The sequence below is a fragment of the Actinomadura luzonensis genome, assembly GCF_022664455.2.
In the GTDB taxonomy this organism is placed as follows: domain Bacteria; phylum Actinomycetota; class Actinomycetes; order Streptosporangiales; family Streptosporangiaceae; genus Nonomuraea; species Nonomuraea luzonensis.
Genome location: NZ_JAKRKC020000001.1, coordinates 4,162,705 through 4,188,807, shown reverse-complemented (window position 1 = coordinate 4,188,807; position 26,103 = coordinate 4,162,705). Strand labels below are relative to the sequence as shown.

Annotated in this window: 23 protein-coding genes and 1 pseudogene; 15 read left to right on the top strand and 9 right to left on the bottom strand. The window is 75.5% G+C overall.

Annotated features, from left to right (window positions below; all coding sequences use genetic code 11):
- The first annotated feature begins 22 nt into the window (after window positions 1-22).
- The 4 genes from MF672_RS20355 to MF672_RS20340 all read left to right on the top strand — a co-directional run bounded on the left by MF672_RS20355 (window position 23) and on the right by MF672_RS20340 (window position 3,407).
- A complete protein-coding gene (locus tag MF672_RS20355) occupies window positions 23-793 on the top strand; it encodes a GNAT family N-acetyltransferase (RefSeq protein ID WP_242378416.1) in 771 nt (256 codons plus the stop codon).
- A 95-nt stretch (window positions 794-888) separates the two neighbouring features.
- Window positions 889-1,773 carry a pentapeptide repeat-containing protein gene (locus tag MF672_RS20350; protein ID WP_247815337.1) on the top strand — a complete coding sequence of 295 codons (885 nt, stop codon included), beginning with the start codon at window positions 889-891 and terminating at the stop codon, window positions 1,771-1,773.
- Window positions 1,774-1,936: 163 nt separating this feature from the next.
- The gene (locus MF672_RS20345) at window positions 1,937-2,800 is read left to right on the top strand and encodes an SMP-30/gluconolactonase/LRE family protein (RefSeq protein WP_242383808.1); all 864 of its coding nucleotides are present in this window, start codon (window positions 1,937-1,939) and stop codon (window positions 2,798-2,800) included.
- 94 nt (window positions 2,801-2,894) lie between these two features.
- Entirely contained in the window at window positions 2,895-3,407 is a 513-nt protein-coding gene (locus MF672_RS20340; RefSeq protein ID WP_242383809.1) for an FBP domain-containing protein, read from the top strand.
- 248 nt (window positions 3,408-3,655) lie between these two features.
- Here the strand turns inward: MF672_RS20340 and MF672_RS20335 are convergent, their stop codons facing one another.
- Both MF672_RS20335 and MF672_RS20330 read right to left on the bottom strand, forming a co-directional pair.
- Complete coding sequence (locus MF672_RS20335) at window positions 3,656-4,333, bottom strand: hypothetical protein (protein WP_242383810.1); 678 nt, start codon at window positions 4,331-4,333, stop codon at window positions 3,656-3,658.
- Between the two features lie 5 nt (window positions 4,334-4,338).
- The gene (locus MF672_RS20330) at window positions 4,339-4,581 is read right to left on the bottom strand and encodes a hypothetical protein (RefSeq protein ID WP_242383811.1); all 243 of its coding nucleotides are present in this window, start codon (window positions 4,579-4,581) and stop codon (window positions 4,339-4,341) included.
- 201 nt (window positions 4,582-4,782) lie between these two features.
- On the opposite strand from MF672_RS20330, the gene MF672_RS20325 reads away from it, so the two are divergent.
- The 11 genes and pseudogenes from MF672_RS20325 to MF672_RS20275 all read left to right on the top strand — a co-directional run bounded on the left by MF672_RS20325 (window position 4,783) and on the right by MF672_RS20275 (window position 14,792).
- Window positions 4,783-5,496, top strand: coding sequence for a response regulator transcription factor (locus tag MF672_RS20325; RefSeq protein ID WP_242383812.1), 714 nt, complete (start codon window positions 4,783-4,785; stop codon window positions 5,494-5,496).
- Window positions 5,497-5,556: 60 nt separating this feature from the next.
- A complete protein-coding gene (locus tag MF672_RS20320; RefSeq protein ID WP_242383813.1) occupies window positions 5,557-5,952 on the top strand; it encodes a response regulator in 396 nt (131 codons plus the stop codon).
- A 43-nt stretch (window positions 5,953-5,995) separates the two neighbouring features.
- Window positions 5,996-8,452: a sensor histidine kinase gene (locus MF672_RS20315; RefSeq protein ID WP_308210505.1), complete on the top strand. Its 2,457-nt coding sequence runs from the start codon at window positions 5,996-5,998 to the stop codon at window positions 8,450-8,452.
- A gap of 14 nt (window positions 8,453-8,466) precedes the next feature.
- Window positions 8,467-9,307, top strand: a pseudogene (locus MF672_RS20310) (putative protein N(5)-glutamine methyltransferase).
- 20 nt (window positions 9,308-9,327) lie between these two features.
- Window positions 9,328-9,960 carry a TetR/AcrR family transcriptional regulator C-terminal domain-containing protein gene (locus MF672_RS20305; protein ID WP_242383888.1) on the top strand — a complete coding sequence of 211 codons (633 nt, stop codon included), beginning with the start codon at window positions 9,328-9,330 and terminating at the stop codon, window positions 9,958-9,960.
- 187 nt (window positions 9,961-10,147) lie between these two features.
- Complete coding sequence (locus MF672_RS20300; RefSeq protein WP_242383889.1) at window positions 10,148-10,630, top strand: CBS domain-containing protein; 483 nt, start codon at window positions 10,148-10,150, stop codon at window positions 10,628-10,630.
- Window positions 10,631-10,634: 4 nt separating this feature from the next.
- Entirely contained in the window at window positions 10,635-11,153 is a 519-nt protein-coding gene (locus tag MF672_RS20295) for a flavodoxin family protein (RefSeq protein WP_242383890.1), read from the top strand.
- A 189-nt stretch (window positions 11,154-11,342) separates the two neighbouring features.
- On the top strand, window positions 11,343-12,470 hold the full coding sequence (locus MF672_RS20290; RefSeq protein ID WP_242383891.1) for an esterase-like activity of phytase family protein: 1,128 nt from the start codon (window positions 11,343-11,345) through the stop codon (window positions 12,468-12,470).
- A gap of 71 nt (window positions 12,471-12,541) precedes the next feature.
- On the top strand, window positions 12,542-12,931 hold the full coding sequence (locus tag MF672_RS20285; RefSeq protein WP_242383892.1) for a hypothetical protein: 390 nt from the start codon (window positions 12,542-12,544) through the stop codon (window positions 12,929-12,931).
- 146 nt (window positions 12,932-13,077) lie between these two features.
- Window positions 13,078-14,016 carry a universal stress protein gene (locus MF672_RS20280; RefSeq protein WP_247815335.1) on the top strand — a complete coding sequence of 313 codons (939 nt, stop codon included), beginning with the start codon at window positions 13,078-13,080 and terminating at the stop codon, window positions 14,014-14,016.
- Window positions 14,013-14,792 (top strand): DUF6544 family protein, encoded by a 780-nt coding sequence (locus tag MF672_RS20275; protein WP_242382334.1) that lies wholly within the window; start codon window positions 14,013-14,015, stop codon window positions 14,790-14,792. The genes MF672_RS20280 and MF672_RS20275 overlap by 4 nt, the downstream gene beginning before the upstream one ends.
- A gap of 21 nt (window positions 14,793-14,813) precedes the next feature.
- On the opposite strand, the gene atpE is transcribed toward MF672_RS20275, so the two are convergent.
- From atpE to MF672_RS20240, 7 genes are all read right to left on the bottom strand, one after another.
- Window positions 14,814-15,047 (bottom strand): ATP synthase F0 subunit C, encoded by a 234-nt coding sequence (gene atpE, locus MF672_RS20270; protein WP_242382335.1) that lies wholly within the window; start codon window positions 15,045-15,047, stop codon window positions 14,814-14,816.
- A gap of 164 nt (window positions 15,048-15,211) precedes the next feature.
- Window positions 15,212-15,613 (bottom strand): VOC family protein, encoded by a 402-nt coding sequence (locus tag MF672_RS20265; RefSeq protein ID WP_242382336.1) that lies wholly within the window; start codon window positions 15,611-15,613, stop codon window positions 15,212-15,214.
- 53 nt (window positions 15,614-15,666) lie between these two features.
- On the bottom strand, window positions 15,667-16,527 hold the full coding sequence (locus MF672_RS20260; protein WP_242382337.1) for an SGNH/GDSL hydrolase family protein: 861 nt from the start codon (window positions 16,525-16,527) through the stop codon (window positions 15,667-15,669).
- A gap of 154 nt (window positions 16,528-16,681) precedes the next feature.
- Complete coding sequence (locus tag MF672_RS20255) at window positions 16,682-19,519, bottom strand: TIM-barrel domain-containing protein (protein ID WP_242382338.1); 2,838 nt, start codon at window positions 19,517-19,519, stop codon at window positions 16,682-16,684.
- Window positions 19,516-22,761 (bottom strand): TIM-barrel domain-containing protein, encoded by a 3,246-nt coding sequence (locus MF672_RS20250; protein WP_242382339.1) that lies wholly within the window; start codon window positions 22,759-22,761, stop codon window positions 19,516-19,518. The genes MF672_RS20255 and MF672_RS20250 overlap by 4 nt, the downstream gene beginning before the upstream one ends.
- Window positions 22,758-25,007 (bottom strand): glycoside hydrolase family 31 protein, encoded by a 2,250-nt coding sequence (locus MF672_RS20245; protein WP_242382340.1) that lies wholly within the window; start codon window positions 25,005-25,007, stop codon window positions 22,758-22,760. Before MF672_RS20245 ends, MF672_RS20250 begins: the two co-directional genes overlap by 4 nt.
- Window positions 25,004-26,089: a glycoside hydrolase family 15 protein gene (locus MF672_RS20240; RefSeq protein ID WP_242382341.1), complete on the bottom strand. Its 1,086-nt coding sequence runs from the start codon at window positions 26,087-26,089 to the stop codon at window positions 25,004-25,006. Before MF672_RS20240 ends, MF672_RS20245 begins: the two co-directional genes overlap by 4 nt.
- Between the last annotated feature and the right edge of the window lie 14 nt (window positions 26,090-26,103).

Below are 26,103 nucleotides of genomic sequence, written 5' to 3'. Positions count from 1 at the left end.
CCCTGGTGCTGGGGTGGTCCGGATGAATCACGACGCCCTGCTGCACCTGTACGAGTCGCGCTTCCGCCGCGAGCCCCGCCCCGACACGCCGGGGGCGGTGATCGAGCGGACCGGCGGCGTGGTGCGCCAGTCCGGCCCCCCGCCCTGCTGGAACGGCGTCCTGTGGTCCGACCTGGACGAGCGCACGGCCGACGGCGCGATCGCCGAGCAGGTACGCCACTTCGGGGCGCTCGGCACGGCGTTCGAGTGGAAGCTCTACGACCACGACCGCCCCGCCGACCTGGGCGAGCGCCTGCTGGCGGCCGGCTTCGCCGCCGAGCCGCCCGAGACCCTCATGATCGCCGAGACCGGCCGGATCGCCGCCCTGCCCGCCCCCGAGCCGGACGGCGTCCGCCTGGTGCCGGTGACCGACGCGGACGGCGTCGAGCTGGTGGCCGGGGTGCACGAGCGGGTGTTCGGGGCGGGCCGGCTCGCCGTCAGGGAACGGCTGACGGAGCAGCTCGCCGAGGGCGACGTCGTGGCCGTCGTCGCGATGGCGGGCGACGTGCCGGTCAGCGCGGCCCGGATGGACCTGTACCCCGGGACGGAGTTCGCCGGCCTGTGGGGCGGCGGCACGGAGCCGGAGTGGCGCGGCCGCGGCGTGTACCGGGCCCTGGTCGCCTACCGGGCCCGCGCCGCCGCCGCGCTCGGCTACCGGTACCTGCAGGTGGACGCCTCCGGCGAGAGCCGGCCGATCCTGGCCAGGCTCGGGTTCGCCGCCCTGGCGACGACGACGCCGTACACGCACCCCTGACCCTGGGGAGGGAGCGACGCGAGCGGCCGTCCGCCCGCGCGGGCCGCCTCGCATACCCTTGGACCTGCCGACCCTCCCGACAGGAGACCCGTACGTTGCCCCGTTCCGACGACCCCCGCGACCTCGGCCTGCTGGCCGACTGCGGCAGCTGCTTCGGGCTGTGCTGCGTGGCGCTGCCGTTCGCGGCCTCGGCCGACTTCGCCGCCGACAAGCCCGCCGGCGAGCCCTGCCGCAACCTGCGCGAGGACTTCCGCTGCTCCATCCACGCGCAGCTCCGCGGGCGCGGCTACCCCGGCTGCACCGTCTTCGACTGCTTCGGCGCCGGGCAGAAGGTCTCGCAGGTCACCTTCGGCGGGCGGAGCTGGCGGGAGGCGCCGGGGACGGCCGGCCGCATGTACGCCGTCTTCCCGGTCATGCGGCAGCTCCACGAGCTGCTGTGGTACCTCGCCGAGGCGCTGTCCCTGGAGCCTGCCCGGCCCGTCCACGCCGAGCTGCGCCGCGCGCTCGACGAGACCGACCGGCTCACCCGGCAGGACGCGGACGTCCTGGCGGGCTACGACGTCGCGCCGCACCGCGCCGCCGTCAACGAACTGCTGCTGCGGACGAGCGAGCTGGTCAGGTCCGGGCACCGGGGGCAGGACCGGCGCGGGGCCGACCTCATCGGCGCCCGCCTGCGCGGGGCCGACCTGCGGGGGGCGAACCTGCGGGGCGCGTACCTGATCGGCGCCGACCTGCGCGGGGCCGACCTGCGCGCGGCCGACCTCATCGGCGCCGACCTGCGCGGCGTGAACCTCGCGGGCGCCGACCTGACCGGCGCGATCTTCCTCACCCAGGCCCAGCTCAACGCCGCCCAGGGCGACGCGGCGACCCGTGTCCCGCCCGCGCTGGCCCGCCCCGCGCACTGGCCCGCCGGCCGGCCGGAGCCGCGGGCGACGACCGGCCGCCACCGGCGGCGTCCCCCCCGGCCCCGCCGCCGCTGACCGGCCGTCGCTGACCCCGCCGCCGCTGATCCTGCCGCCGCTGACCCGGCCGCCGCTGCCCCTGCCGCCGCTGACCCGGCCGCACGCCCGCCGCGTCCCCGCGCGGGCCGGTCGCGTGGGGCATCGTCGGACGTGACCTCCAGGACGCTTCGAGGAGACCGGCATGAGCATCGCCGCGTACACCGTGACCGATCCCGTCGCAGAGCACGGCGAGGGGCCCGTGTGGGCCGCGCGCTGGGGCGGGCTGCGCTGGGTGGACATGCTGGCCGGCGACGTGCTCGCGCTCGACGACGCCGGGGCGGTGCGGCGCCGGCACGTGGGGCCGGTCGCCGCCGCCCTGCGGCCCCGCAAGGCCGGCGGGTACGTCGTCGCCGCCGAGCGCGAGCTGCTGCTGGCCGACACCGACGACCTCGACGCCCCGCTGCGCAGCCTCGGCCAGGCGTGGGCCGACCCGTCCGTGCGGATGAACGACGGCGGCTGCGACCCGGACGGCCGCTTCTACATCGGCAGCATGGCCTACGACGCGGCCCCGGGGCGCGGCTCGTTCTACGTGACCGAGCCCGGCGGGACGCTGCGCGTGGTGCTGCCGGAGGTGACGATCTCCAACGGGTTCGACTTCAGCCCCGACGGCTCGCTCGCCTACTACGCCGACACCGAGACGGGCCGCGTGGACGTCTTCGACTACGACCCGGACAAGGGGCTGTCGGGGCGGCGGCCGTTCGTGAGCGTCGAGCCGGGCCCCGGCCGGCCGGACGGGCTGACGGTCGACGCCGAAGGCGGGGTGTGGGTGGCGCTGTGGCAGGGGTGGGCCGTGCACCGTTACGACCCCGCCGGCCGCCTCGACGCCGTCGTCACCCTGCCGGTGCGCAAGGTCACCGCCGTCACCTTCGGCGGCGACGACCTCGGCCGGCTGTTCATCACCACCTCGGCGCTCGACGTGGACCGGGACGAGCAGCCGGAAGCGGGGGCCGTCTTCGCGGCGGACCCCGGCGTGCGGGGCCGGCCGGTGCTGCCCGCCGCCCTGTGACCCCTTGGGGCCGGGTGTCCGTAAATGCGTTGCGCTCTCGAACCTAATGCCCCTAGGTTTTATCCTAGAGTTCCTAGTCTTCGAGGGATGAGCCATGAACCCCGTCACCGAGCGCGACCTGCGCGCGTCGTTCGTCAACTGCTCCAAAGGGGAGGCCCGCCGGCTCGGCCTCCCGCGCGACCTGGCCGCCGCCCCCTGGCCCGACCTCGACTTCCTCGGCTGGCGCGACCCGGGCGCGCCCGAGCGCGCCTACCTGGTGGCCGAGCGCGGCGGCGGGCTCGTCGGCATCGCGCTGCGCCTGGCCCAGGACGTCCGGAGGAGCGCCGCCAAGAGCACCCTGTGCTCGGTGTGCCTGACCCCGCACACCGGCACCGGCGTCGCGCTGTTCGCCGCGCCCCGCGTCGGCGCGGCCGGCCGCCAGGGCAACACGGTCGGCCTCTACATGTGCGCCGACCTCGGCTGCTCGCTCTACGCGCGAGGCAGGAGGCAGACCGAGGCGGGCAGCCGGTTCGAGACGCTGACGGCGGAGGAACGCGTCGCGCGGGCCGTGGCCAACCTGGACGGCTTCCTCACCCGGGTGCTCGACGGCGCGCTCGCGGACGCCTGAGCCTGGCGGGGGCGACGCCCAGCTCGCGCCGGGCGGACGGGAAGGGCCGTCCCCGGCGGCCTCCGGCTCCGGGTACCGGGCACCGGTGTGGAACGTCGCCCATGGCTTGGACAGCCCGCCCCCGCCCCGCGGTTCCACCCCGAGGGGAAACGGACGCGCCGCCTGTCCGTAACCCGGCCGCGCCGCTCGCGGGCGACCGCCGGCCCGGCGAGGCGCTCAGCCCGCGTACCAGGTGGCGAGGGCGGGGACTATCGGACGAGCGGTTCGGCCCGGCGCCCGGTGTCCGTGCCGTCGCTCCACGTCCCCGCCCCCAGCACCTCCCCACGCCGGACGATCTCGACGGTGACCACCTGTGCCCGCCGCGGGTCGCGCGAAACCCGGACGGACGCGGCGAAGCAGGCCGCGGCCAGCTCCGGCGCGAACGCCTCGAAGTCTTCGGCGGAGATCCCGGCCCGCAGCCACAGGTAAGCCCTCTCGCCGAGCCCCGTGGGCGTGATCCAGAGCACCAGCGGGATCCGGCCCTTGCGCGTGTGCATCGGCGTCTCCAGGCACACCCGCTGCACCCGGTGCCGGGAGAACACGCACCAGAAGTGCCGGGCGAGCCGCCGCCGCCCGGCGGGCACCGCGGCCGGCGCGGCCACCGAGCAGGCCAGCGCGATCACGGCCGGCCACATGCCGTGCGCCGCGGCGGCGTACAGGACGGCGGCGGCGCCGGCGGCCAGCGTCAGGAGCAGCAGCTCGGTGCGCCAGCGCCAGGCCAGCACCAGCGGGTTCGGCCGGCGCGGCGGCAGCAGGTCCGCCAGGTGCAGGTTCGGCTTGTAGCGGACGTTGCGCCCGGCCCCGTGCCGGGCGGGCACGTCGTACGTGTCGTACGTGTCGTACGTGTCGTACGTGTCGTACGTGTCGTGGATGTCGTGCCTGGGCATGACGCTCACCTCACGGCCTCGGCGCGCGCCGAGCTTCCCGCGCGGGCGGCGCTTCCCGTGCGGGCGGCCTTCAGCGCGGCGAAGCGCGGGTCGCGGTAGCGCCGCGCGCCGAACCCCGTCCGGGTGACCGTCCACCCGTGCCCGGCCGCCCGTTCGTCCTGTTCCTGGCAGATCGCCCGGTCGGCGCGGCCGGCGAGCCCGCTCGCCCACGCCGTGGCCCGCGACATCCACTCGTCCAGGTGAACCATCGCGTCCCCCATTCCCTCCCCGGGCCGCCGTCGCCGGATCCCCTGTCCGCCCTCGTCCGGTGGCCCGTGAATACCCGTCGCGCCCAGTGTCCTCCCGCCCCGGCCGCCCGCCGATGAAGCTGGCTCCCGGATTCCCGGTTCGGTTTCCCGCACGCCCTTCGGGGTGTTGAGCGCCTACCTGCGCCGGATTACGGTTTAGTGGTGACTTCGCTGCGGATAGTGATAGCCGAGGACAACCTCCTGGTCCGAGCGGGCATCGAGGCGCTGCTCGGCACCGAGGACGACGTCGAGGTCGTCGGCGCCTGCTCCGGCCACGACGCCCTGCTCGCCTGCGTCGAGCAGGAGAAGCCCGACGTGGTGGTCACCGACATCCGCATGCCGCCGACCATGACCGACGAGGGCATCAGGGCCGCCACCGCCCTGCGCGCCACCCACCCCGGCGTCGCCGTCCTCGTCCTGTCGCAGTTCCTCGACCCCGCCTACCTGCTGACCCTCATCGCGCAGGGCAGCAGCCGCCGCGGCTACCTGCTGAAGGAACGCCTCGCCGCGCCCGGCGAGCTGGTCTCGGCGGTCCGCACGGTCGCCGCCGGCGGCTCGTTCATCGACCCCGTGGTCGTCGACTCCCTGGTGACGGCGAAGATCCGCGACGAGGCCCGCGATGAGGGCCCCGGCCGGGCCCGCGACGAGGCGGGCGCGCTGCGCCTGCTGACGCCCCGCGAGCGCGAGACCCTGGCCGAGGTGGCCGCCGGCCGGTCGAACCTGGCCATCGCGGCCGCCTTCCGCGTCTCCGAACGCGCGGTGGAGAAGTACATCAACTCGATCTTCTCCAAGCTGGGCCTGCCCGCCGGCCGGGACACCAACCGGCGGGTGAAGGCCGTCCTGATGTTCCTCGACTCCGGCGCGCGGCCCGGTTAGCGGCCGACGGTGATGGTGGCACCACCGACAGCGGGCCCGCCGGGTGCGACGATCGGGCGTGTGGAGCGAGACCTCGTGCCCGTCCTCGTGCCCGTCCTCGTGGTGGACGACCTGCCGTCGTACCGCAGGGCGGTGGCCGGCGTGATAGCGGTGACGGACGGCTTCGAGCTGGCCGGCGAGGCGGCCAGCGGCGAGGAGGCCCTGAGCTTCCTGCGCGAGCACCCGGTCGGGGTGGTGCTGATGGACGTGAACATGCCGGGCATGGGCGGCCTGGAGGCGGCGCGGCTGATCAGGTGCCGGCACCCGGAGGTGCTGGTGGTCCTGCTGTCGGTCGCCGCCGCCGACGACCTGCCGGCCGGCGCGCTCGCCGGCGGCGCCCACTACCGGCACAAGGACCGCTTCGGCCCCGACGAACTGGAGGCGCTGTGGCACGACGGGGGGTCCGGCGGCTCCTAGCCGGCCTGCGGGGGCACGACATCATCGAGATCGGCGCGCCGGAGTGGGAGCGGCTGCGCACCTACATCCAGGCCGACCTGGCCGGCGTCCTGGTCGCCGCCGGCTGGCTGGCCGTGCTGCGCCTCACCGGCCGGGTCACCGAGCCCGCGCTGCTCGTGGTGCTCGCGCTGCTGGCCGCCATGGCGGCCTGCCTGGCCCGGGCGATCCACATGATCCACCGCTACCGGCGGTTCGCCGCGGTCGTCATCTTCGCCCTGTCCAACTGGCTGGTCGCGCTCGCCGCCACCGCCGTCGTGCCCGAGGCGCTGTGCACGCTGACGCTCGCCGTGCTGCTGCCCGTGCTGGTGGCCGTCCAGCACATGAACCAGCGGCGGCTGTCGGCCATGCTCGGCGCGACCATGCTCGCCGGCACGGCGCTCGTGCTGGCCGGCGAGCTGCGCCCCGGCCCGCCGGACCGGGCCCGCGACGCCGTCCTCGACCTGCTGTCCGTCGTGTTCGTCCCGTTCATCGCCGCCCTGGTGTCGCTGGCCGCCTGGCAGAGCCACGGCATGCTGGTCGCCAGGACCGGGGCGCTGCGCGAGTCCCGCGCCCGCCTCGTCGCGGCCGCCGACCGCGAGCGCCGCGACATCGAACGCGACCTGCGCGACGGCCCCAGCAGCGGCTGGCCGCCGCGGCCGTGCAGGCGCAGAGCGCCCGGCGGCTGCTGGCCGCCGACCCCGAACGCGTGGGGCCGCTGCTGTCGCGGCTGGCCGGCGACCTCATGGACGCCGGCGCCGAGCTGCGCGAGCTGGCCCACGGCATCTACCCGCCGCAGCTCGCCCAGTACGGGCTGGAGGCCGCGCTGCGGGCCGCCGCCCGCCGCGCGCCGATCCCGGTCACCGTCCGGGCGACCGGCCTCGGCCGCTACCCGCCGGAGATCGAGATCAGCGTCTACTTCTGCCTGCTGGAGGCGCTGCGCAACGCCGTCGCGCACGCGGGCGGCGCCGCCGCCGTCACGATCGCGCTGCTGGACCGCAACGGGCTGTCGTTCGACTGCCGCGACACCGGCGCCGGCGCCACCCGCGAGGCGGTCCGGGCCGGCCACGACTTCGTCGACATGACCGACCGGCTCGGCGCGGTCGGCGGCACCCTCACCATCGCCACCGAGCCGGGCGGCGGGCTGCGCCTGCACGGCCACCTGCCGCGCGCCGCGCTGGAGAGCGCCGGCGTGACCCGGGCCAGGCGGGAGCCCGGCACCGCCCTGGTGAGCGGGCTGCGGCGGGTCTGGGAGCTGACCGCCCGCGCGTACGCGCTGGTGCAGCGCGACCCGTACCCCCGCCGCTACATCGCCTCCGGCCTGCTGGCGACCCTCGCGGTCGCCGCCGCGGGGGACGTGGCCGCCGCCGTGGCCTTCGCCCGCACCCGCGACCCCGGGCTGCCGGCCCTGGCGGTGGCGGCGGCGGTCGTCGCCCTGCTCGCCCTCGCGGGCCTGCGGACGGTCCGGCGCGGCCCGATCGAGCGGGTGATCGCCCTGTCGGCGGTCAACACCTGGTGCTTCGGGCTCGTCCTCACCGCCGTCGTGCCGGCCGCGCTGCCCTACGCCGCGCTCGTCGTGGTGGCGCCGGTGCTGCTGTCGGTGGCCTACCTGCCGCGGGAGGGGTTCAAGGCGGTCATGGCCGGGACGATGACCGCCGCGGTCGCCGTCGCCGTCGCCGGGCGGCTGTCCCCGGGCGTCGTGCCCGGCGACCCGCTCTGGGCGGGCCTCCTGGTGATCGTCGCCGTCGTGCTCGCCCTCACCCGGGTCTGCTACCTCGCCTGGCAGAACCACGTCATGCTGGTGGCCAGGGCCGAGGCCCTGCAGGGGTCGCGCGCCCGGCTGGTCGCGGCGGCCGACCGCGAACGGCGCGCGATCGAGCGCAACCTGCACGACGGCGCCCAGCAGCGCCTGGTCGCGGCGGCCGTGCAGGCCCGTGTCGCGCAACGGCTGCTGCCCGCGCAGCCGGCGCGGGTGGAGCCGCTGCTGGCGCGGCTCGCCGAGGACCTGCGGGAGGCCGCCGCCGAGCTGCGCGACCTGGCCCACGGCATCTACCCGCCGCAGCTCGCCCAGTTCGGGCTGGAGGCGGCGCTGCGGGCCGCGGCCCGCCACTCGCCGCTGCCGGCCACCGTGCACGCCGCCGGCCTCGGCCGCTACCCGCCGGAGATCGAGGTCAACGTCTACTTCTGCCTGCTGGAGGCCCTGCAGAACGCCATCAAGCACGCGGGGGAGCGGGCCACCGTCACCATCGCCCTGGAGGAGCGCGACGGGCTGACGTTCGATTTCCGCGACACCGGCGGCGGCGCCAGGCCCGAGACCGTCCTGGCCGGTCACGGCATCACCAACATGACCGACCGGCTCGGCGCGGTCGGCGGCTCGCTCACCCTCGACACGTGCCCGGGCGGCGGGCTGCGCCTGCGCGGCGTCGTCCCGCGTCCCCCCGGCCCGGCGGAGGGGGCGGATCACGGCGGTGTGGACGGGCTCTGATAGGAAAGACCCTCATGTCGGTCTCTTCATCGCCCGCCCGCGAACCCGTTCCGGAGCCCGCGCTCGTGGCCAGGCTCCGCGCCGCGGGCTGCGTGTTCGCCGAGGAGGAGGCCGAGCTGATCGTCGCCACCGCCCGCACCCCCGCCGAGGTGACGGCCATGGCCGAGCGCCGGGCCGCCGGGCAGCCGCTGGAGCACGTGCTGGGCTGGGCCGGGTTCTGCGGGCTGCGGCTGGCCGTCGAGCCGGGCGTGTTCGTGCCGCGGCCCCGCACCGGGTTCCTCATCGGGCAGGCCGTGGCGCTGGCCCGCGCGCTGCCCGGCGTCCCGGTCGTGCTCGACCTGTGCTGCGGCACCGGCCGCGATGGGCGCCGCCCTGGCCGCCGGGCTGGCCCGGCCGATCGAGCTGCACGCCGCCGACCTCGACCCCGCCGCCGTGCGCTGCGCCCGCCGCAACCTGCCCGAGGCGAGCGTGTACGAGGGCGACCTGTACGAGCCGCTGCCCGCCGCGCTGCGCGGCCGGGTGGACCTGCTGATCGCCAGCCCGCCGTACGTGCCGTCGGCCTCCGTCGGCCTGCTGCCGCCCGAGGCCCGCCTGTACGAGCCGCTGACCGCCCTCGACGGCGGCGCCGACGGCCTGGACGTGGTGCGCAGGGTGCTCGCCGGCGCGCCGCGCTGGCTGGCGCCCGGCGGGCACCTGCTGGTGGAGACCGGCGAGCGCCAGGCCGCCGCCACCGCGCGGGCCGCCGAGGAGGCCGGCCTGACCGCCCGCGTCGCCGGCTCCGAGGAGCTGGACGCCACCGCCGTCATCGCCACCGCCCCGCCGGCCCCGGATTCCGGGGCCCGCCGGCGCCCTTAGCGCTGTTACAGTGGCAGGCGATGGCACCCAAGGGACTGGCCCGCGACACCGTCGTCCGCGCCGCGCTGGAGCTGCTCGACGAGACCGGCCTCGACGGCCTGACGGTGCGCCGCCTGGCCGAGCGCCTCGGCGTCCGCAACCCGGCGCTCTACTGGCACTTCCGCGACAAGCAGGACCTGCTCGACGAGATGGCCCGCGAGCTGCTGGCCGCCGACATGGGCGGCCCGCGCGAGGGCGAGGGCTGGCGCGACTGGCTCGCCCGCCGCGCCCACCGCTACCGGCGTACCCTGCTCGGCCACCGCGACGGAGCCAGGCTGATCGCCGGCGGCGACCCCGGCCTCACCGTGGCGCGCGCCTTCGAGAAGGAGCTGGAGATCCTCACCGGCCTCGGCTTCACGCCCGCCCAGGGCCTGCACGCCATCGGCGCCATCAGCCACTACACGCTCGGCTTCGTGCTCAACGAGCAGGCCCGCCGCGAGCGGCTGGCCGCCGGCGGCGTCCCCGACTATGCCGCCCACCTGGCCGAGTTCCCGCTCACGCGCGCCGCCGCCCGCGACGGCGGCGCGCCCGGCGGCGACGAGGCGTACGCCCACGGGCTGCGGCTCATCCTCGACGGCGTCGCCGCCGCGATCGGGACGCCCGGCGACGGCTGACCGGCCCGCCGGCTCGCGGCCCCCTGGGCCGCGCCTCCCCGGCCCAGGCCGTCCCCGGCCAAGGGCGAGGGGCCTCGGGACAAAGGACCAACGGCACCCGATTGTCGGGACTTCGTCCCCGGGCGCGGCCGGGGCGCCACGGACAGGCTGAGGGGTGAAGGTCCAGCCGCCGGTGGTGAGGTGTGTCATGAGTGTCGAGACGCTGGTCGCCGAGCAGGTCATGAGCCGGATCCTGGTCGCCGTCGAGCCGGGGGAGTCGCCGCTCATGGCGTGGGAGCTGATGCGCCGCGCCGGCGTGCACCACCTGCCCGTCGTGTCCGGCGGGCACCTGGTGGGCGTGCTCACCCGCGAGGACCTGGCGGCCTCGTGGTCCGGCGGCCCGTGGGAGCAGTCGGCCCGCCAGGTGGGCGCGCTGCTCACGGGCGAACGCCGGCCCCGGGTCGCGCCCGGCACGCCGCTGCCGCACGTGGCCGCCGTCATGGCCGACTCCGGCTGCGACGCGGTGCCGGTGGTGGGGGAGCACGGCCTGGCCGGGCTCATCACCGCGCGCGACGTCGTCGCGGCCGTGGCCGGCCGCCGGCCGGAGCGGACCGGCGCGGCGAGCGAGGTGGTGACCGGCATGTTCCGCCTCGAACCCGTGCTGCCGGAGGCAAGCCGAGGGAGGGAGTAGCCAGATGCACGCGCTGGTGGTGTACGAGTCGATGTTCGGCAACACGAAGGCGATCGCCGAGGCCATCGCCGAAGGGCTGGCCGGCGGCATGAGAGCCGAGGTGGCCGAGGTCGCCTCGGCGCCCGTCGTGGTGGGCGAGGACGTGTGCCTGCTGGTGGTGGGCGGCCCGACGCACGCGTTCGGGCTGAGCCGGGTCTCGACCCGCCAGTCCGCCGCCGAGCAGGCCAAGGGCGCGCCGCTGGTCTCCCAGGGGCGCGGCGTGCGCGAGTGGCTGGGCGCGCTCCGCACCTCGTCGGCCACCCTCGGCGCGGCGGCCTTCGACACCCGCGTCGCCAAGCCGCGCATGCCCGGCTCGGCGGCGCGGGCCGTGGCCCGGCGGCTGCGCCGGGCCGGGGTGCGGCTGGCCGGCCCCGCGCAGAGCTTCTACGTCGACGGCGTACGCGGGCCGCTGCTGCCGGGCGAGCTGGAGCGGGCCAGGGAGTGGGGCGAGAGCCTGGCCGCCGCCCACGCCGTCCCGGCCTGACCCCCGGCCGCCCCGGGACGGCGGGACACCCTCCCGCCGTCCCGCCCCTTTTTCTTTCTTGGGAAATGTCGGTAATTAGCCGCCTGTAGCCGTATCTACCTGCGTAGACGTGCTGAAGAATTCACGATTTCATTTCCCCGTCATCGGCATTCCACGATGGGGGAATAAATGGCTCAAAGGCGGAGAACAATGGCCGTCGCCGTCGCCGCCGTGCTCGCGGCGGCGACCGTCGCGCACCCGGCGTCGGCGGCCGCGCGGCGCGACCCGGTGCGCGTCACCCGTTTCCTCGGCGAGCAGCGGCTGCCGCACCTGGCCCGCCTGGACGGCACGGCCGTGGGCGGCCTGTCGGGCATCGACCACGATCCCCGCACCGGCACCTGGTACTTCATCTCCGACGACCGGTGGCGCTACAACCCCGCCCGCTTCTACACCGGCCGCCTCGACATCGACCGCGCGACCGGCCAGTTCGGCGGCGTGCGGCTCACCGGCGTCACCACGCTCACCCGCGCCGACGGCACCCCCTACCCCGGCTACGGCAAGCCCGGGTCGGCCGACCCCGAGTCCATCAGGTTCGACCGCTGGAGCGGCCGGCTGCTGTGGGGCGACGAGGGCGACCGGCCCGACGACCGCAACCCCGGCATCCCGGTCTCCCAGGCCGCCGTGCGGAGCATGGACCGGCAGGGCCGCCACCTCGGCGCGTTCCCGCTGCCGCGCGGCCTGCGGCTGACCGAGGCGCCGCGCGGGCCGCGGCGCAACTTCGGCTTCGAGGGCCTGGCCGTCACGCCCCGCGCGGTCACCGCCGTCACCGAGGGGCCCCGCTTCGAGGACGGCCCCCTCCCCACCGCCGAGCGCGGCGCGCCCGTCCGGCTGACCGTGTGGAGCAGGGCGGGCGCGCTGCGCGGCCAGTACGCCTACCCCCTCGACGCGCTGCCCGCCGCGCCCGTCCCGCCGTCCGGCGACGCCGACGGCGGCGTGTCGGAGCTCCTGGCCGTGGACGAGTTCCGCTACCTCGCCCTCGAACGCTCCTGGACGCAGGGCGTGGGCTACAGCGCCCGCCTCTACGAGTTCGACCTGCGCGGCGCCACGAACGTGCTCGGCCGCCGCTCCCTCGCGGGCGGCCCGGCGTACCGGCCGGTGGCCAAGCGCCTGGTGCTCGACCTCAGCCGCGTCGCCCCGCCCGCGCAGAACTACGAGAGCCTGGCCTGGGGGCCGCGCCTCGACGACGGCGAGTGCACGCTCGTCGTCGGCTCCGACGACAACTTCAGCCAGGAGGAGGCCACCAGGTTCCTGGCGTTCGGCGCGACGGGCTGCCGCTGATGCGGGACCTATGACTCTGTCGCCCGCCCGCCCCCCCGGCGCACGCTCGGAGGCGGAAGGAGGTGGCACCCATGAGACTGACCTGGAAGGACGCCCTGGCAACGGTGGCGGCGGCGGCCGACGTCGCCGTCTACGTCGTCTTCACGCGCGGCGCGGACGTGTGGTTCTTCAACGACGTACGCGGCGCGGCGGCGACGATCCTGGTGCTCGGCCTGGTCGGCGGCTGCGCGTTGAGCAGCCTCGCCGAGGAGTTCCAGGGCCGCACCGGCTACGTGGCGGTGGCCAGCGCGATCGGCGCGCTCGCCCTGATCGCGGGCGTGGTCGCGCTGGTCGCGGCGAGCGAGTTCGCGCTGGCCGTGCTGTTCTGGTCGACGATCGCGCTCTGGCTCGTGGCCACCGTGCGGCACGCCTTCATGCCGGGCAGCAAGACGCCGCCCGCGCGGACGGAGGCGTACAGGTGACACACCGGGCCGGGGACCCCCGGGGAGGGGGCCTCCGGCCCGTGGGCGGGAGGGGCGAAGGTCCCGCGGGCGGGTGACCTCCTCCCCTGGCCGGGCCGGCCTCGCGGAAGGTGTGCTGGGGCTGTGGGTCGGCGAGGGGAGGGGCCGTGACGAGCAAGCCGGTAATGGTGGGGATCGACGGATCCCCGGCGGCGTGGGCCGCGCTGGACTGGGCCGCGGCCGACGCGCTGCGCCGGCGCCGGCCGCTGCGCGTCGTGCACGTCCGCGAGCCGCGGCCGGGCGGGCGCCCGGTCCCCGGCGGCGGCCGGGCAGGCGGGCAGGAGCGGCCGGGGGCGCGGGTGGTGCGCGAGCCTGCTGGCCGGAGCCGTCCGGCGGGCCGGGCGGGCCGGGCCGGCTGGGCGACGGCGGCGGTGCTCGGCAGTGCGGCCTCCGGTGCGGCCTCCGGTGCGGCCTCCGGTGCGGCCGGCGGTGCGGCTGATGGTGCGGCCGGCGGCGGGGTGGTGGGGCGGCTGCGCGCCGAGGCCGGGCAGGCCGACACCCTGGTGCTGGGCGGCACGGGCGGGCGGGCCATCGGGATGATGCTCGGCTCGGCCGGGTACGCGCTGGCCGGGCAGGCCGGCGTCCCCGTGGTCGTGGTACGCGAGCCCGGCGCGCGGGAGCGGGGCCGCATCGTGGCCGGGTTCGACGGGTCCTCGGACGCCGAGGCGGCGCTGGCGTTCGCGCTGGAGCAGGCGAGCGCCCGCCGGGCCCGGCTGGCCGTGGTGTACTGCCGCCGGGCGCCCAGGCTGGCGCCCCAGCCCGCCGGGTACGGCCCCATGCCCGTCCCCGACTTCGCCCCCGACCTGGACGAGGCGCTGGAGCCGTGGCGGGCCAAGTACCCGGAGGTCGCGATCGAGCGGGTGGTGCTGCACCGGCATCCGGTGCCCGGGCTCGCGCGCGTCTGCCGCGACGCCGACCTGCTGGTGGTGGGCTCGCGCGGGCTGGGCGCGCTCGCCTCGGCGGTGCTCGGCTCGGTCAGCCACGGCGTGCTGCGGCGCGCCCCCTGCCCGGTGGCCGTGGTCCGCGCCCCCTGGAGGGCGTCGTGAGCGCGACCGTCGTCGTCGCGCCCCCGTACCTGACCGAGGAGGCCGCCCGCGACTGGGACGTGCTGCAGGAGCCGGCGGAGCGGCCGCCGGTGTTCGACCCCGAGCAGGCCGAGCTGCTGCCGGAGCCGGCCCGGCGCTGGCTGCTGCGCGCGATCGCGCCCGGCACGCCGCTGCTGCGGGCCGTCGTGCTCAGCATGCACGGCACGATCCGGCTGAACGGCTGGCACGACTTCCGCGCGTTGCAGGTGCTCGACCCGCTGAGGGGCTACGTCTGGTCGGCCGGCACCCGGCTCGGGCTGCTGCCGGTGCGGGGCTTCGACCGCTACCGCGACGGCGCCGGCGAGATGCGCTGGCGCGCGATGGGCGCGCTGCCCGTCCTGTCGGCCTCGGGGCCGGACGTGACGCGCAGCGCCGCCGGCCGGCTGGCCTGCGAGCTCGTCCTCGCCCCTGCCGCCGCCCTGGACCCGGCCGTGGGCTGGAAGTCGCTCAACGAGCGCGAGGCGGTCGCCACGGTGCCGGTGGGCGGCGAGGAGCACGACGTGCGGCTGAGCGTGGCGGAGGACGGCCGGCTGGAGCGGGTGACCGTCCTCCGCTGGGGCAATCCGGACAAGGGCCCCTACCGGCGGCACCTGTTCGGCGTGGAGTGCCTGGACGAGCTGACCTTCGACGGCTTCACCGTGCCGGGACGGGTGCGCGCGGGCTGGTGGCCCGGCACGCGGCTCTGGCCCGAGGGCGAGTTCATCCGTTTCACCCTGGACGACGCCGTCTACCGCTGACGGGCGGGACCCGGCGCGCGATCACTGGATGAACCGGAAGATGAACGGCGCCACCAGGCCGATCAGGGCGAGCGCCTCGGTGAGCACGAAGCCGAGGAGCATGTTCTGCCGGATGAGCCCGTACGCCTCCGGCTGGCGCGCGATCGCCTGCACGCCCTGGCCGAAGATGACGCCGACGCCGAGGCCAGGGCCGATCGCGGCCAGGCCGTAGGCGATGGCGGTGACGTTGCCGGAGACTTCCGCGAGCACGGTCATTGAGCCGCCTTTCCTGGTCGCCGATGAGGGAGATCAATGATCGGTGGTTCATTCGCATCTCATCGCGCGCCCGCGGGAAAGAAAATGGGCCGTAACTCCAATTCTCCGGCAAATAGCTCGTCAATCGACATACTGGACAGAACGAATTTCGCCCGGTCGGGGTCTCAGGGCAGATTGAGCTGCCAGGAGACCCCGAACCGGTCGTTGACCCAGCCGAACCTCGTGCTGAATCCGTAGGAGTCGAGGGGCATCAGGGCCTGCCGCCCCTCGCCCAGCGCCGCGTACAGGCGCTCGATCTCCTCCTCGGTGTCGCAGGTGACGTAGATGGACATCGACGGCGTGAAGGTGAAGCCGTGCTGCACCGCGCTGTCGATGCACATGTACTCCTGGCCCGCCAGCGTGAACGTGGCGTGCTTGATCGTGCCCTCCTTGCCGCCGGGCTCGCCGGCCGCGTAGCGGTCGGCGCGGATCACCTCCGAGCCGTCGAAGAGCGAGACGTAGAACGTCATGGCCTCTTCGGCGTCACCGTTCTGGAACATGAGGAAGGTCGTCGTCTTCTGGGTCATGGGTCCTTATCTTTCAGGCAAGACTTATATAAGTCAAGCCTGAAACAGGGTGGTCAGGCGCCCGAGACGGCGGCGGTGACGGCGGTCGCGAAGCCGCGCATGCCGCGGGCGTTCGGGTGGAACGGCGCGGCGGGCGAGGCCGGGACGTACGGCTCGATCCAGCGGGTGCCGGCCGGCGTGCACGGGTCGTGGCCGACGCTCGGCGTCTGCAGGTCGATGAAGCCGACGCCGGCCGAGGCGGCCTGCTCGGCGAGCATGCGGTTGAAGTACTGCAGGGTGCCGCGGATGTAGTTGGCGTCGGCGGCGATGATCGGCACGCGCGGGTAGCAGCCGTTCGGCGGCGCGTACGTGGCGTAGCCCACGACGAAGACGCGGGCCTGCGGGGCGCGGGCGCGGATGTCGGCGGCGAGCTGGGTCAGCCGGGGCCGCAGGGCGTCGGTCGCGACCCGCCAGCTGTCCTGGCCGTTGACGACGTAGTCGTCGTTGCAGGCGTCGCCGACGGGCGGCGGCAGGATGTTCAGGCAGTCCTCGATGAAGTCGGTCAGGCCGACGTCGTTGGCGCCGATCTGCACGGTGACCAGCGTGGTGTCCGCCGTGAGCGCGTCGAGCTGCGGCGGCACCGAGCCGAGGTCGGTGCTCTGCGACTGGTACATGTGCGTGGTCTTCGCGCCGGAGCAGGTGGCGTCGCGCAGCGTGCGGGCGCCGATGGCCTGGGCGGTCAGGTGGGCGTAGTTGTGGTCGGAGCGCCAGCAGCCGAGGTCGGGCAGGACCTGGTTCGGGATGAGCGGGCCGGCGGCGGCCGAGTCGCCGAGCGCGACGTAGACGTCGTCCTGGACGGCCGCGTGGGCGGCGGGCGGGGTGATCGTCAGCAGGAGGGCGGCGAACGCGAGCACGCTGAACAGGCGTCGGGACATGGAACTCCTCCGGGCAGGTGAGGGGCCGTTGGGGGGTGCGGAGTTTCCGATCAACAATGAGCCGCGCACGTCGTCCTGTGATGGGGCGGCGCGGTGAAACAACGGTGTCAGATCCGGGACAACTCACACACCCCTGCGACCCCTTGTGCGCCCCCTAGAACGACCCGGCCGTGGTGCCGGCGTCGCCGCTCGCCGGAGTGGTGAGCACGCTGTTCGCGCCCGGCTGCCACTGGTCGGCGGTGTCGGGGAAGCCCTGCTCGCGCCGCTTGACGCACTTCCACTCCACGCTCGTCTCCGGCGGCAGGCCGGTGACGGTGCCGGTCCAGGCCGGGTACGCGGTCGGCGACAGCTTCACCGCCCCGGCCACCGACCACGACCCGAGCTGCGGCGCGCCGCCGACGGCGTAGACCGACTGGCCCGGCTCGGTGACGCCGTTCGCGCAGCGGAACGTGGCCGACACCGGCGCCTGCCCGAGCGTGAACGCGAACGTCAGCGCCGTGCCGACCGGCGTGCTCGCCGACTTGGCGACCACGAGGTTGCCGCCCGCGTTGTACCAGCCGCTCGCGGCCGCGTCGAAGGCGGCCCTGCCGGGCAGGCGCGGCAGGGCGGCGCCGTTCAGCGTGACGGACGCGGCCTGCGTGTCCGTGACCAGCTCGACGACGACCGGCCGGGCGGACGGGGCGCCCGCGTAGGAGCCCTCGGCCGGGTCCACGGTGACGGTCGCCGTGTCGCCGGTGCGCTGCTGGCCGATCCGGGTGGTGCGGACCTCGCCGGTGCGGTAGGCGGTGGTGGCGCCGTCGTCCTCGTAGAGGGTGAAGCTCGTCGCGGCGGCGTCCGGGTGGACGCGGGCCACCAGCTCGTCCCTGGTGCTGCCGTCGGTGCGCCGGCCGAGCACGTTCATCGTCCGGCCGTCCACGTGCATCTTCGGCAGGATCGCGCCGGCGCGGGCGAAGGCCGGCAGCCGGAAGACGCCGTCCACCCACAGCGGCCGGTCCATGAACCACTGGCCGGTGCTGGTCAGCCGCTCGCCCGTCGCGTAGTCGTACCAGGTGCCGGCCGGCAGGTACACGTCCCGCTCGCGCTCGCCCCTGCCCGCCACGACGCCCACCAGCAGGTCGCGGCCGACCAGCTTCTCGCCGCCCATCTCGGCCACGTTCGGGTCGTCCTGGTAGTAGTACGCGAGCGGCGGCACGACCGGCTCCCCGTACCGGTGGGCGCGGTGCGCCAGCGAGTAGTAGTAGGGCGTCAGCTCGTAACGCTGCCGCAGGTTGGCGAGGTTGCTGGGCACGTGCCCGATCTCGTCGGGGGCGGTGTGCCGGCAGTTGCACAGGTTCTCGGTGTGCGGGCGCACCGGCACCTCGAACCAGGCCCCGTCGGCGAACCACTGCGTGTACAGCTCGTCCAGGTCGGAGTTCAGCATCTCGCGGCGGAAGCCGCCGATGTCGGAGCCGTAGTAGTCGATGCCGGACATCGACAGCTGCATCTGGGCGTTCTGCTGCTGGGCGAGCGCGGTCAGCTTGGAGCCGATGTCGGCCGACCACATGGCCACGCCGAAGCGCTGCATGCCCGCCGCCGCCGAGCGGGCCAGCAGGAACGGCCGCCGCTGCCCGGAGGCGTAGCGGCGGGCCACGCTCTCGGCCCACTTGAGGTTGTAGAGGTTGTGGTAGTCGGCGTGGGCGTGCTTGCCGGGCAGCAGGCCGGCGGTCCAGTCGCCGGGGTCGTACATCTCCGGCTCGCCGAGGTCCAGCCAGTGGCCCATGATGCCGGCGTCGGCGAGCGGCTGCCGCTTGAGCGCGTGCCAGTAGTCGCCGGCGGCGTCCTGCGTCCAGTCGATCATGCCGCCGCGGCCCCACCAGTCGTTGCCGGTGAGGTAGGCGGGCGCGCACGTCCCGCAGCCCGACCTCACCAGGTAGCCGCGCGCCGCCAGGTCGGCGTGCTCGGGCAGGCCGCGGCCGACGTAGGACTCCTCGATGGTGATCAGGCCGAGGCCCTCGCGGTCGCGGTAGGCGGCGATGTGCCCGGGCGGGTCGGGGAAGGCCCGGGTGTCCCAGGCGAGGGTGCCCATGCGGGTGGTGTCGGAGCCCGCCGTGACGCCGCCGAACCACTCCAGGTCCAGTACGAAGCCGTCCACCGGGAACGCCGCCGCGCGCAGCCCGGCGAGCCGGTCGTCGATCTCGCCCCAGCCGTCGTAGCCGAACTCCGACACCCACATGCCGAACGCCTTCTTCGGCGGAACCGGCGGCCGGCCGGTCAGCTCCATGTAGTCGGAGCGCAGGTCGGGCAGGCCGTGGCCGGTCATCGTGTACCACCTGAGCTGGTCGCCCCACGTGCCGACGGTCCACGGGTCGCCGGTCAGGTCCCACTCCTGCTTGTAGACCTGGTCGAGGAACAGCCCGTAGCCGAGGCGGTCCGGGCCCGTCGCGAACAGGACGGGGATCTGGGCGTTGCCGACCGGGCCGTTGTCGGTGTCGAACGCCATCGCGTTGCCGTACGGGCCGCCCGGCGTGCGGACGCGGCCCACCCAGTCGCCGTCGGCGCTGCCGCCCTTGAAGAACTGCTCGCCCAGCCCGTACGCGTTCCGCATCGCGCCCTTGGTGATCGACAGGCCCTTCCACGCCTGCCCGAGGTCGCGCGGGCACGCCTGGTACAGCTGCCGGGCCGGGTCGGACACCGTCACGCACAGCGTGCCCGGCGCGACCTCGACCTTCATGGCCGCCGTGGTGAGCGTGTTCCCCTGCTGGGTGAAGCTCGACGGGCCCGGGTAGTCGGACTTGGCGACCTGCGGCGTGGTGCGGATCGGCGAGCCGGTGCCGGGCGGCGCGCCCTCGGCCAGCTCGAAGTGCACCAGGTCGTCGTCCAGGAACTCCACCACCAGGTACGCCGGCCCGCTGGTGAACTGCACCCGGGGCACCGCCGCCTCCACCGACGACGCCACCGCCAGCGGGACCAGCGGCACCAGCAGCGCGGCCAGCAGCAGCAGCGATCGTCTCATGGCCGGGCCACCACCAGGTGGTCGAGGTTGACGCCGCCGGTGTCGGCGGCGCCGTAGGCGAGCGTCACCGCGTGCGGGCCCGCCGCGAGCGGCACGGCGAGCGTCGCCGTGTCCCAGGCGTCCCAGCCGGGCAGCGCGGGCAGGGCGAGACGGCCGGCGGTGACGCCGTCCACGACGACGGTGCGGGTGGCGGCGACCGTGGTGGAGTAGCGGAAACGCAGCAGGTGCTCGCCCGCCGCGTCCGCGTTGACGTGGAAGGTCACCGCGTCGCCGGGGGTGGCGAAGCCGTCGGCGAACCCGGTGCCGGTGTGCCCGGGATGGTCGGCGCCGACCGAGGTGCCGGTGCCGTCGGCGAACTCGGCCTCGTAGGCCGCCTTGTCCACGCCGGTCAGCGTGACGGTGCGGGCGGCGCCGGCGCTCGCCAGCTTGACGTGCGTGAGCTGCCCCGCCGGCTCCCACCACCAGCCCTCGGGCGCGGCCGCCAGCTCCGCCAGGCTCGCCCGCGGGCTGACGCCCGGCACCGACGCCGGCCGGGTGCTGTGCACCTGCAGCGTGGCCGTGACGGTCAGCGGCGGCACGGTGACGGTCACCGTGTGCGCGGCCCAGTCCGCGGCCGCGCTGACGGTGCCCTCCAGGCAGGCGTAGGAGGAGGCGCCCGCCGGGTAGACGCGGAAGGTCAGGTTCTCGTAGGCGTCCACGTCGTTGCCGATCTCGCCGCCGAGCCGGTAGCCGGCGCCCAGGTCGAGCGGGACGATCGCGCCCGGCCGGGCGTAGACCGGGATCGTCTCCAGGCCCGCGCCGTAGGTCTTGACGCCGGGGCCGGTGAAGCGGCCGCCGTTCCACAGGTCCGTCCACTCGCCGGCGGGCAGGCGGACGTCCCTGGTCGTCGCGCCCTCCGTGGTCACCGGCGCCACCAGGAGCTGCGAGCCGAACAGGTACTGCTGGTCCAGCGCCGCCGCCTCGGCGTCGCCGGGGAAGGCGAAGCTCATGGCCCGCATCATCGGCGCGCCCGTCGCGGCGCTCGCCGCCGCCTCGGCGCACAGGTACGGGATCAGGTTCATCCGCACGTTGGCGAAGGCGCGGAAGACCGGCACCACGCGCGTGTCACCGGTGCGCGCCTGCACGTTCCACGGCGTGCGGGCCTCGGACACCGCCGGGCCGGACTTCTCCGAGTGGTACTGCATGATCGGCGAGAACGTGGCCTGCGCCGCCGCCCGCAGGTACAGCTCCGCGCCCGGGAAGGAGCCGGTGAAGCCCGCCAGGTCCCACGCCGTGAACGGCACGCCCGACTGCCCGGCGCTGAGCTGCGCCCGGACCGCCTCGCGGAAGGCGGCGAAGCTGGAGTTCTGGTCGCCCGCCCAGAAGATCGACCTGGTCTGCGCGCCCGTCGTGCCCGCCCGGCTGAAGATCGCGCCGTCCGGCCGCCGGTCCTTGACGTAGGCGTCGTAGGCGCCGGTGTAGCTGTTGGGGTAGGCGTTGTGCATCTCGTCGCCCCGGCGGCCGTCGGCGAAGCGCACGCCCCGGCCGAAGACGGCCTCGCTGCCGTCGGTCTTGAACCCGTCGATCCCGATCTCGTCCATCAGGTAGTCGCGCTTGCTCATCCACCACGCGGTCGCCGCCGGGCTGGTGAAGTCCGGCACCATGCTGTCGCCGAACCACTGGCCGGACGGGATCCGGTACGGGCCGCCGGCGGCGTCGCGCACGACGTACCCCTGCGCCAGCGCGTACGCCTTGTCGTTGAGGTGCTGCTGCGGCGCGGCCGCCGGATTGTCGGCGAAGTGCTCCTTGAACACCGGGATCTGCCACAGCACCACCCGGACGCCCCGCGCGTGGGCGTCGGCCACCATCGCCTTCGGGTCCTGCCACGCGGCGCCCGGCGGGAACGTCAGGTCCGCGTACGCCGGTTTCCCGCCGCCGGGCCCCGGCTCGTACGCGGCCCCGTGCCACAGGTAGAACGTGGCCTCGTCGCTCCACTGCTCCAGCACCATCGCGGTGTGCGGGATCCGGTACGCCTCGACGTTGGCCAGCTCGCGGGCCACCTCGGCCTGCGTGTTCCACTCGTTGGCCGACATCCACGGCCCGAACGCCCAGCGCGGCGGCGGCTGCGGCCGGCCGGTCAGCTCGGTGAAGCCGTCCAGGATCTCGGCCGGGGTGCCGGTGAAGACGTGGTAGACGAGCGTGGAGTCCCGCGCGCCGCCGGTGTCGGCGGTGAAGCCGGCCAGGTCGGGCAGGTGCGTGTTCAGGTTGAAGACCGTGTAGCGGGTGCCCTCGACGTGCACGCCGTACCCGGCCGAGTTCAGGAAGAACGGCACGCTCAGGTAGGTGCGGCGGGTCGCGCCCTGGTCGCGGTACTGGTTGTAGACGTAGGTGTGCACGTCGGTGCCGCGCTGGTCGAGACGGTCGTAGCGCTCGCCGAAGCCCTCGAAGCGCTCGCCGGGCGGCGACAGGAAGTGGTCCTCGATCCGGGTGACCGTGGTGGCGCCGTCGCTCGCCCAGCCGACGTTGCGGAACCCGGCCGGGTCGTAGTGGCGGGTGACGAGCGTCGTGCCGTCGCCCCGGTAGAGCGACAGCCGGTACGGCGACTTCTGGATCTCCAGCACCAGCGAGCCGGTGGAGATCGTCAGCGCGGCCGGCGACTCCGCCACCTTGTAGCCGGGCAGCCCCGACACGGTCAGGCCCGCCCCGCTCGGCGAGATCTGCGTGGTGAGACGGCCCGGCGCGGGGAAGGCGAAGCGGATCCGCGGCGTGAACGAGCCGCCCGCGCTGTCGCCGGTCGTGACGTCCACCGACGTGCCGTTGTCGGCGAACCCGGTCACGTCCGTCGCGGTGCTCCACGAGGTCACGGTGAACGCGAACGGGCCGGAGCTCCGCCGCCCGCCGCCGTTCAGCTCGGCCTCCACCGTGTAGGAGACGCGGTCGCCGCGGGCGAACGGGCCGAGCTCGGCCCGCCAGTAGCTGTTGCCGCCGCTGTTGTGGTCCCAGGCCGCCCCGGCCGGGGGCTGCTCCTCGCCGTTCCGCGCCCACGCCACCCACACGCGCTGGCCGGGCCGGACCGGCCACGTCGTGGCGTCGATCCGCACCACGTCGCCGGCCATCGGGTCGCGCGGCGACCGCTCGGTCGGCTCGGTGGAGTAGAGGTCGTCGACGCCGGTCGGGTTGTGGTACACGCCGTCCAGCGCGTCGGCGAGGTCGGCGGGCAGCGAGGACGCGGAGACGGCGTCGGCCGAGCGTGACCGGCTCATGGTGGCGCTCCTTCGGAGAAGACGGGGGCGAGACGGGACCAGTGCTCCGCCGCGCACAGCACGGGCGGGCGGTCCAGGGGCGCGGGCAGCGTCACCGTCCGGCCGCCGGTCAGGCCGCGGCCGGTCCAGACGTCCACCCAGGCGCCTTCGGGCAGGTAGGCGGGCACCTCCGGCACGCCGGGCTCGGTGACGGGCACCACCAGCAGCGCGTCGCCCAGCTTGAACTGCAGCGGGTGCCGCCAGATCGCCGGGTCGTCCGGATGGTCGAAGAACAGGCCGCGCATCAGCGGCGCGCCGCCCGCGACGGCGGCCCGCGCCTGCCCGGCCAGGTACGGCACCAGCCGCTCCCGCAGCCGGGCCAGCCGCCCGAACACCGGGACGACCCGCTCGTCGCCGGTCTGCGCGGCGACGTTCCACGGCGTGCGGTCCCTGACGGGCGTGCGGTGGTGGTTGAACTCCGAGTGGTACTGCATGATCGGCATGAACGTGGCCGCGCCCGCCGCCCGCAGATAGAGCTCGGCGTCCGGCACCGGCCCGGAGAAGCCGGCCAGGTCCCAGCCCCAGTAGACGATCCCGCACGCGGAGGCGGTGATCCCCGCCCTGATCGAGGCGCGGAACGCCGCCCAGGTGGAGTCCTCGTCCCCGGCCCAGAACGCGCCGTGCGGCTGCGAGCCGGCGAACCCGGCCCGGCTGAACGTCACCGGCGCCTTGCCGCAGGCGCGCAGCAGGTCGCCGAAGGCGCGGGCGTAGTGCACCGGGAACAGCGCGTTGCCCGCCGAGCCGTCGCGGCCGTCGGCGTAGCGCAGGTCGTGGCCCCAGGCGTGCTCGCCGCCGTCGGTCTTGAACCCGTCGATCCCGACCTCCTCCACCAGGTAGCGGCGCTTGGCCGTCCACCAGTCGCGCACCTCCTGGCTGGACAGGTCGGGCATGAGCGCCAGCGGGAACCACCAGCCCCGGTTGCGGTACGGCCGGCCGTCCGCCTCGCGCACGCCGTAGCCGCGCTCGACGAGCTGCCGGGCGTCCACGGCGGCCTGGTGGCGGGGGTGGGGGCGGGTCTTCTGCAGCGGGATCTGCCACAGCAGCACCTTGACGTCCCTGCGGTGCAGCTCGTCCACCAGGCCCTTCGGGTCCGGCCACGGGCCGTCGGCGGGGAAGGTGTAGTCGGCCAGCCGGTGCGGCTCCTCCGACGGCTCGTACCGGGCGCCGCGGAACGCCGTGAACGTGCTCTCGTCGCTCCACGCCTCGATGACCAGCACGCCGACCGGGACGTCGTGCTCGCGGTGCCGGTCCAGCTCGGCCAGGACGCGCTCCTGGGTGTTCCACTCGTTGCCGCTGGCCCACAGCCGGAACACCCACGGCGGCAGCTCGGCCGGGCGGCCGGTGTCGTCGAGGAAGGCGCGCAGCACGTCGGCGGGGCGGGGGCCGCCGAGGAAACGCACCTCCAGCACGCCGTCCCGGCCCACCTCGGCCTCGACGGCGATCCGGCCGGGGCGGGCCGCGCCGACGTCGTACCAGGTGCGGCGCGAGGTCCGCAGGTGCCAGCCCCAGCTCGCCGGGCCGCCCGTGACCAGCGCGTACGGCATCGGCAGGTACGTGCGGCCGTGCCGGCCCTGCGCCTTGTACTGCTCGAAGACCACCGCGTCGAGGGCCCGCCCCCGCTGGTCCACCGCGTCGAACCGCTCGCCGAACCCGACGACGTGCTCGTCCGGCGCGAGCGCCAGCTCGAAGCGGGCCCGCAGCGGGCCGTCGCCGTCGGCCAGCCACCGCACGCTGCCCGGGACGATCCGGTCCGCGCCGGTGACCTCCAGCTTGCCGCCCGCGTCCGACCAGGTGGCGGCCGTGACCTCGAACCACCTGGTCGAGCGGGTCGCCCCCGTCGCCGTGGCGGCGCGGAAGCGGTAGGCGTAACGGTGGCCGGCACGCAGGGCGGGCGTGCGCACGGTCCACGTGCCCGCGACCGCCCGGGCGGCCCGCGCCTGCGCGGCCGCCAGATGCCCGCCGTCCACCGCCCCGCCTGCCCCCGCCGTCCCGGCCGTGCCCGCGCCGGTCGGGGCGTACCCCCTGGTCAAGGGCAGCTCCACGGGAGTGGAGCCGTCCACGGCCCATTCGCACACCACGGCGGTGACCGAAGCGGCGGCCCGCACCCGCAGCTCCGCGCTCTCGCCGTCCAGCGGCCGGGCCGGGACGCGCTGGTCCTCGCTGTCCGCGTACGGGTGCCCCGATCCGTACGGCCGGTGCCGGATCACGCCGCCACCCCCAGCTCGCCCGCGAGGATCAGGTACATGCCGTGCGACCACAGCAGCGGCGTCGCCACCGGCCCCCACCGCTCCAGCCACTCCTGCCGCCGCTCCGGCGCCAGCAGCGGCCCGCCCACCTGCTCGGGCAGGTCCCCCTCCGGGGTGGCCTGGGCCGCGATCCAGGCCAGGTACCGCTCCGCCTCGGCCCGCCGCCCGGCCCTGGCGTGGTTCCAGCCGAGGAAGCCCGACAGCAGCGGCCACCGGCCGCCGCCGTAGAAGGTGTCGGCGAGGTAGCGGTACACGCCGCCGTCCCGGGCGAGCCGCCGCTCCACCTCGGCCACCGTCGCCCGCCCGACCGGATGCCCGGCCGGGTACAGCCCGAACGGCTCCACGCAGGCCAGCAGGCTCGCGTCCACCGCGTCGCCGCCGAGCCACTTGCGCAGGTGCCCGGCCGGCGCGACGCCCTCGGCGGCCACCAGCGCGGCGATGCCCGCCACCGCCCGCTCCGCCGCGGCCTCCTCGGTCGCCGTCAGCACGCCGAGCGCGACCGCGGCCCGCAGCCCCGCGTGCACCGCGCCGAGCGTCGCCACGTGCCGGTGCTCGACGTGCTCCTCCCACCAGTCGTAGCAGGGCAGGTGCCAGAACGCGGCCAGGTAGCGGGCCGCCGCCCGCACGCCCTTCTCGACGCCCGCCGGCGCCCCGCCGTGCCGGGCGGCGTGCTCCCGCAGCGCCCACAGCCACGTGCCGTACCCGTCGAGCTGGAAGTCCCACCAGGGGTCGGCGCCGGCCACGCCGTCCAGCGTGAACCGGGTCGGCAACATCTCGGCCACCGGCACCTCCTCGCCGCGCGCCGCACGCGCCACCAGCCCGTCCACCTGGCCCGCGCGGTCCCCGACCACCCGCGCGCACCAGGCGTGGAAGGCGTCCGCGCCGGCCGTGTCGCCGTGCCGGCTCACGCCCTCGGCGATGAACGCGCCGTCGCGCAGCCACGAGTAGCCGCGGTAGGCCGAGAAGGTGGGCGAGGCCGGGTAGGCGCCCGACGGCGCCTGGAGGCTCCTGATCACGTCGAGGCTGTGCGCGACGAGGGACAACGATCTCTCCTGAA

Bases quoted from the DNA above. Each gene is read 5' to 3' on its own strand.
- MF672_RS20260 (WP_242382337.1), bottom strand. From the start codon at position 16,527: ATGTCCCGACGCCTGTTCAGCGTGCTCGCGTTCGCCGCCCTCCTGCTG.
- MF672_RS20330 (WP_242383811.1), bottom strand. From the start codon at position 4,581: ATGGTTCACCTGGACGAGTGGATGTCGCGGGCCACGGCGTGGGCGAGC.
- MF672_RS20255 (WP_242382338.1), bottom strand. From the start codon at position 19,519: ATGAGACGATCGCTGCTGCTGCTGGCCGCGCTGCTGGTGCCGCTGGTC.
- MF672_RS20290 (WP_242383891.1), top strand. From the start codon at position 11,343: ATGGCCGTCGCCGTCGCCGCCGTGCTCGCGGCGGCGACCGTCGCGCAC.
- MF672_RS20285 (WP_242383892.1), top strand. From the start codon at position 12,542: ATGAGACTGACCTGGAAGGACGCCCTGGCAACGGTGGCGGCGGCGGCC.
- MF672_RS20355 (WP_242378416.1), top strand. From the start codon at position 23: ATGAATCACGACGCCCTGCTGCACCTGTACGAGTCGCGCTTCCGCCGC.
- MF672_RS20345 (WP_242383808.1), top strand. From the start codon at position 1,937: ATGAGCATCGCCGCGTACACCGTGACCGATCCCGTCGCAGAGCACGGC.
- MF672_RS20305 (WP_242383888.1), top strand. From the start codon at position 9,328: ATGGCACCCAAGGGACTGGCCCGCGACACCGTCGTCCGCGCCGCGCTG.
- MF672_RS20300 (WP_242383889.1), top strand. From the start codon at position 10,148: ATGAGTGTCGAGACGCTGGTCGCCGAGCAGGTCATGAGCCGGATCCTG.
- MF672_RS20295 (WP_242383890.1), top strand. From the start codon at position 10,635: ATGCACGCGCTGGTGGTGTACGAGTCGATGTTCGGCAACACGAAGGCG.
- atpE (WP_242382335.1), bottom strand. From the start codon at position 15,047: ATGACCGTGCTCGCGGAAGTCTCCGGCAACGTCACCGCCATCGCCTAC.
- MF672_RS20250 (WP_242382339.1), bottom strand. From the start codon at position 22,761: ATGAGCCGGTCACGCTCGGCCGACGCCGTCTCCGCGTCCTCGCTGCCC.
- MF672_RS20265 (WP_242382336.1), bottom strand. From the start codon at position 15,613: ATGACCCAGAAGACGACGACCTTCCTCATGTTCCAGAACGGTGACGCC.
- MF672_RS20340 (WP_242383809.1), top strand. From the start codon at position 2,895: ATGAACCCCGTCACCGAGCGCGACCTGCGCGCGTCGTTCGTCAACTGC.
- MF672_RS20335 (WP_242383810.1), bottom strand. From the start codon at position 4,333: ATGCCCAGGCACGACATCCACGACACGTACGACACGTACGACACGTAC.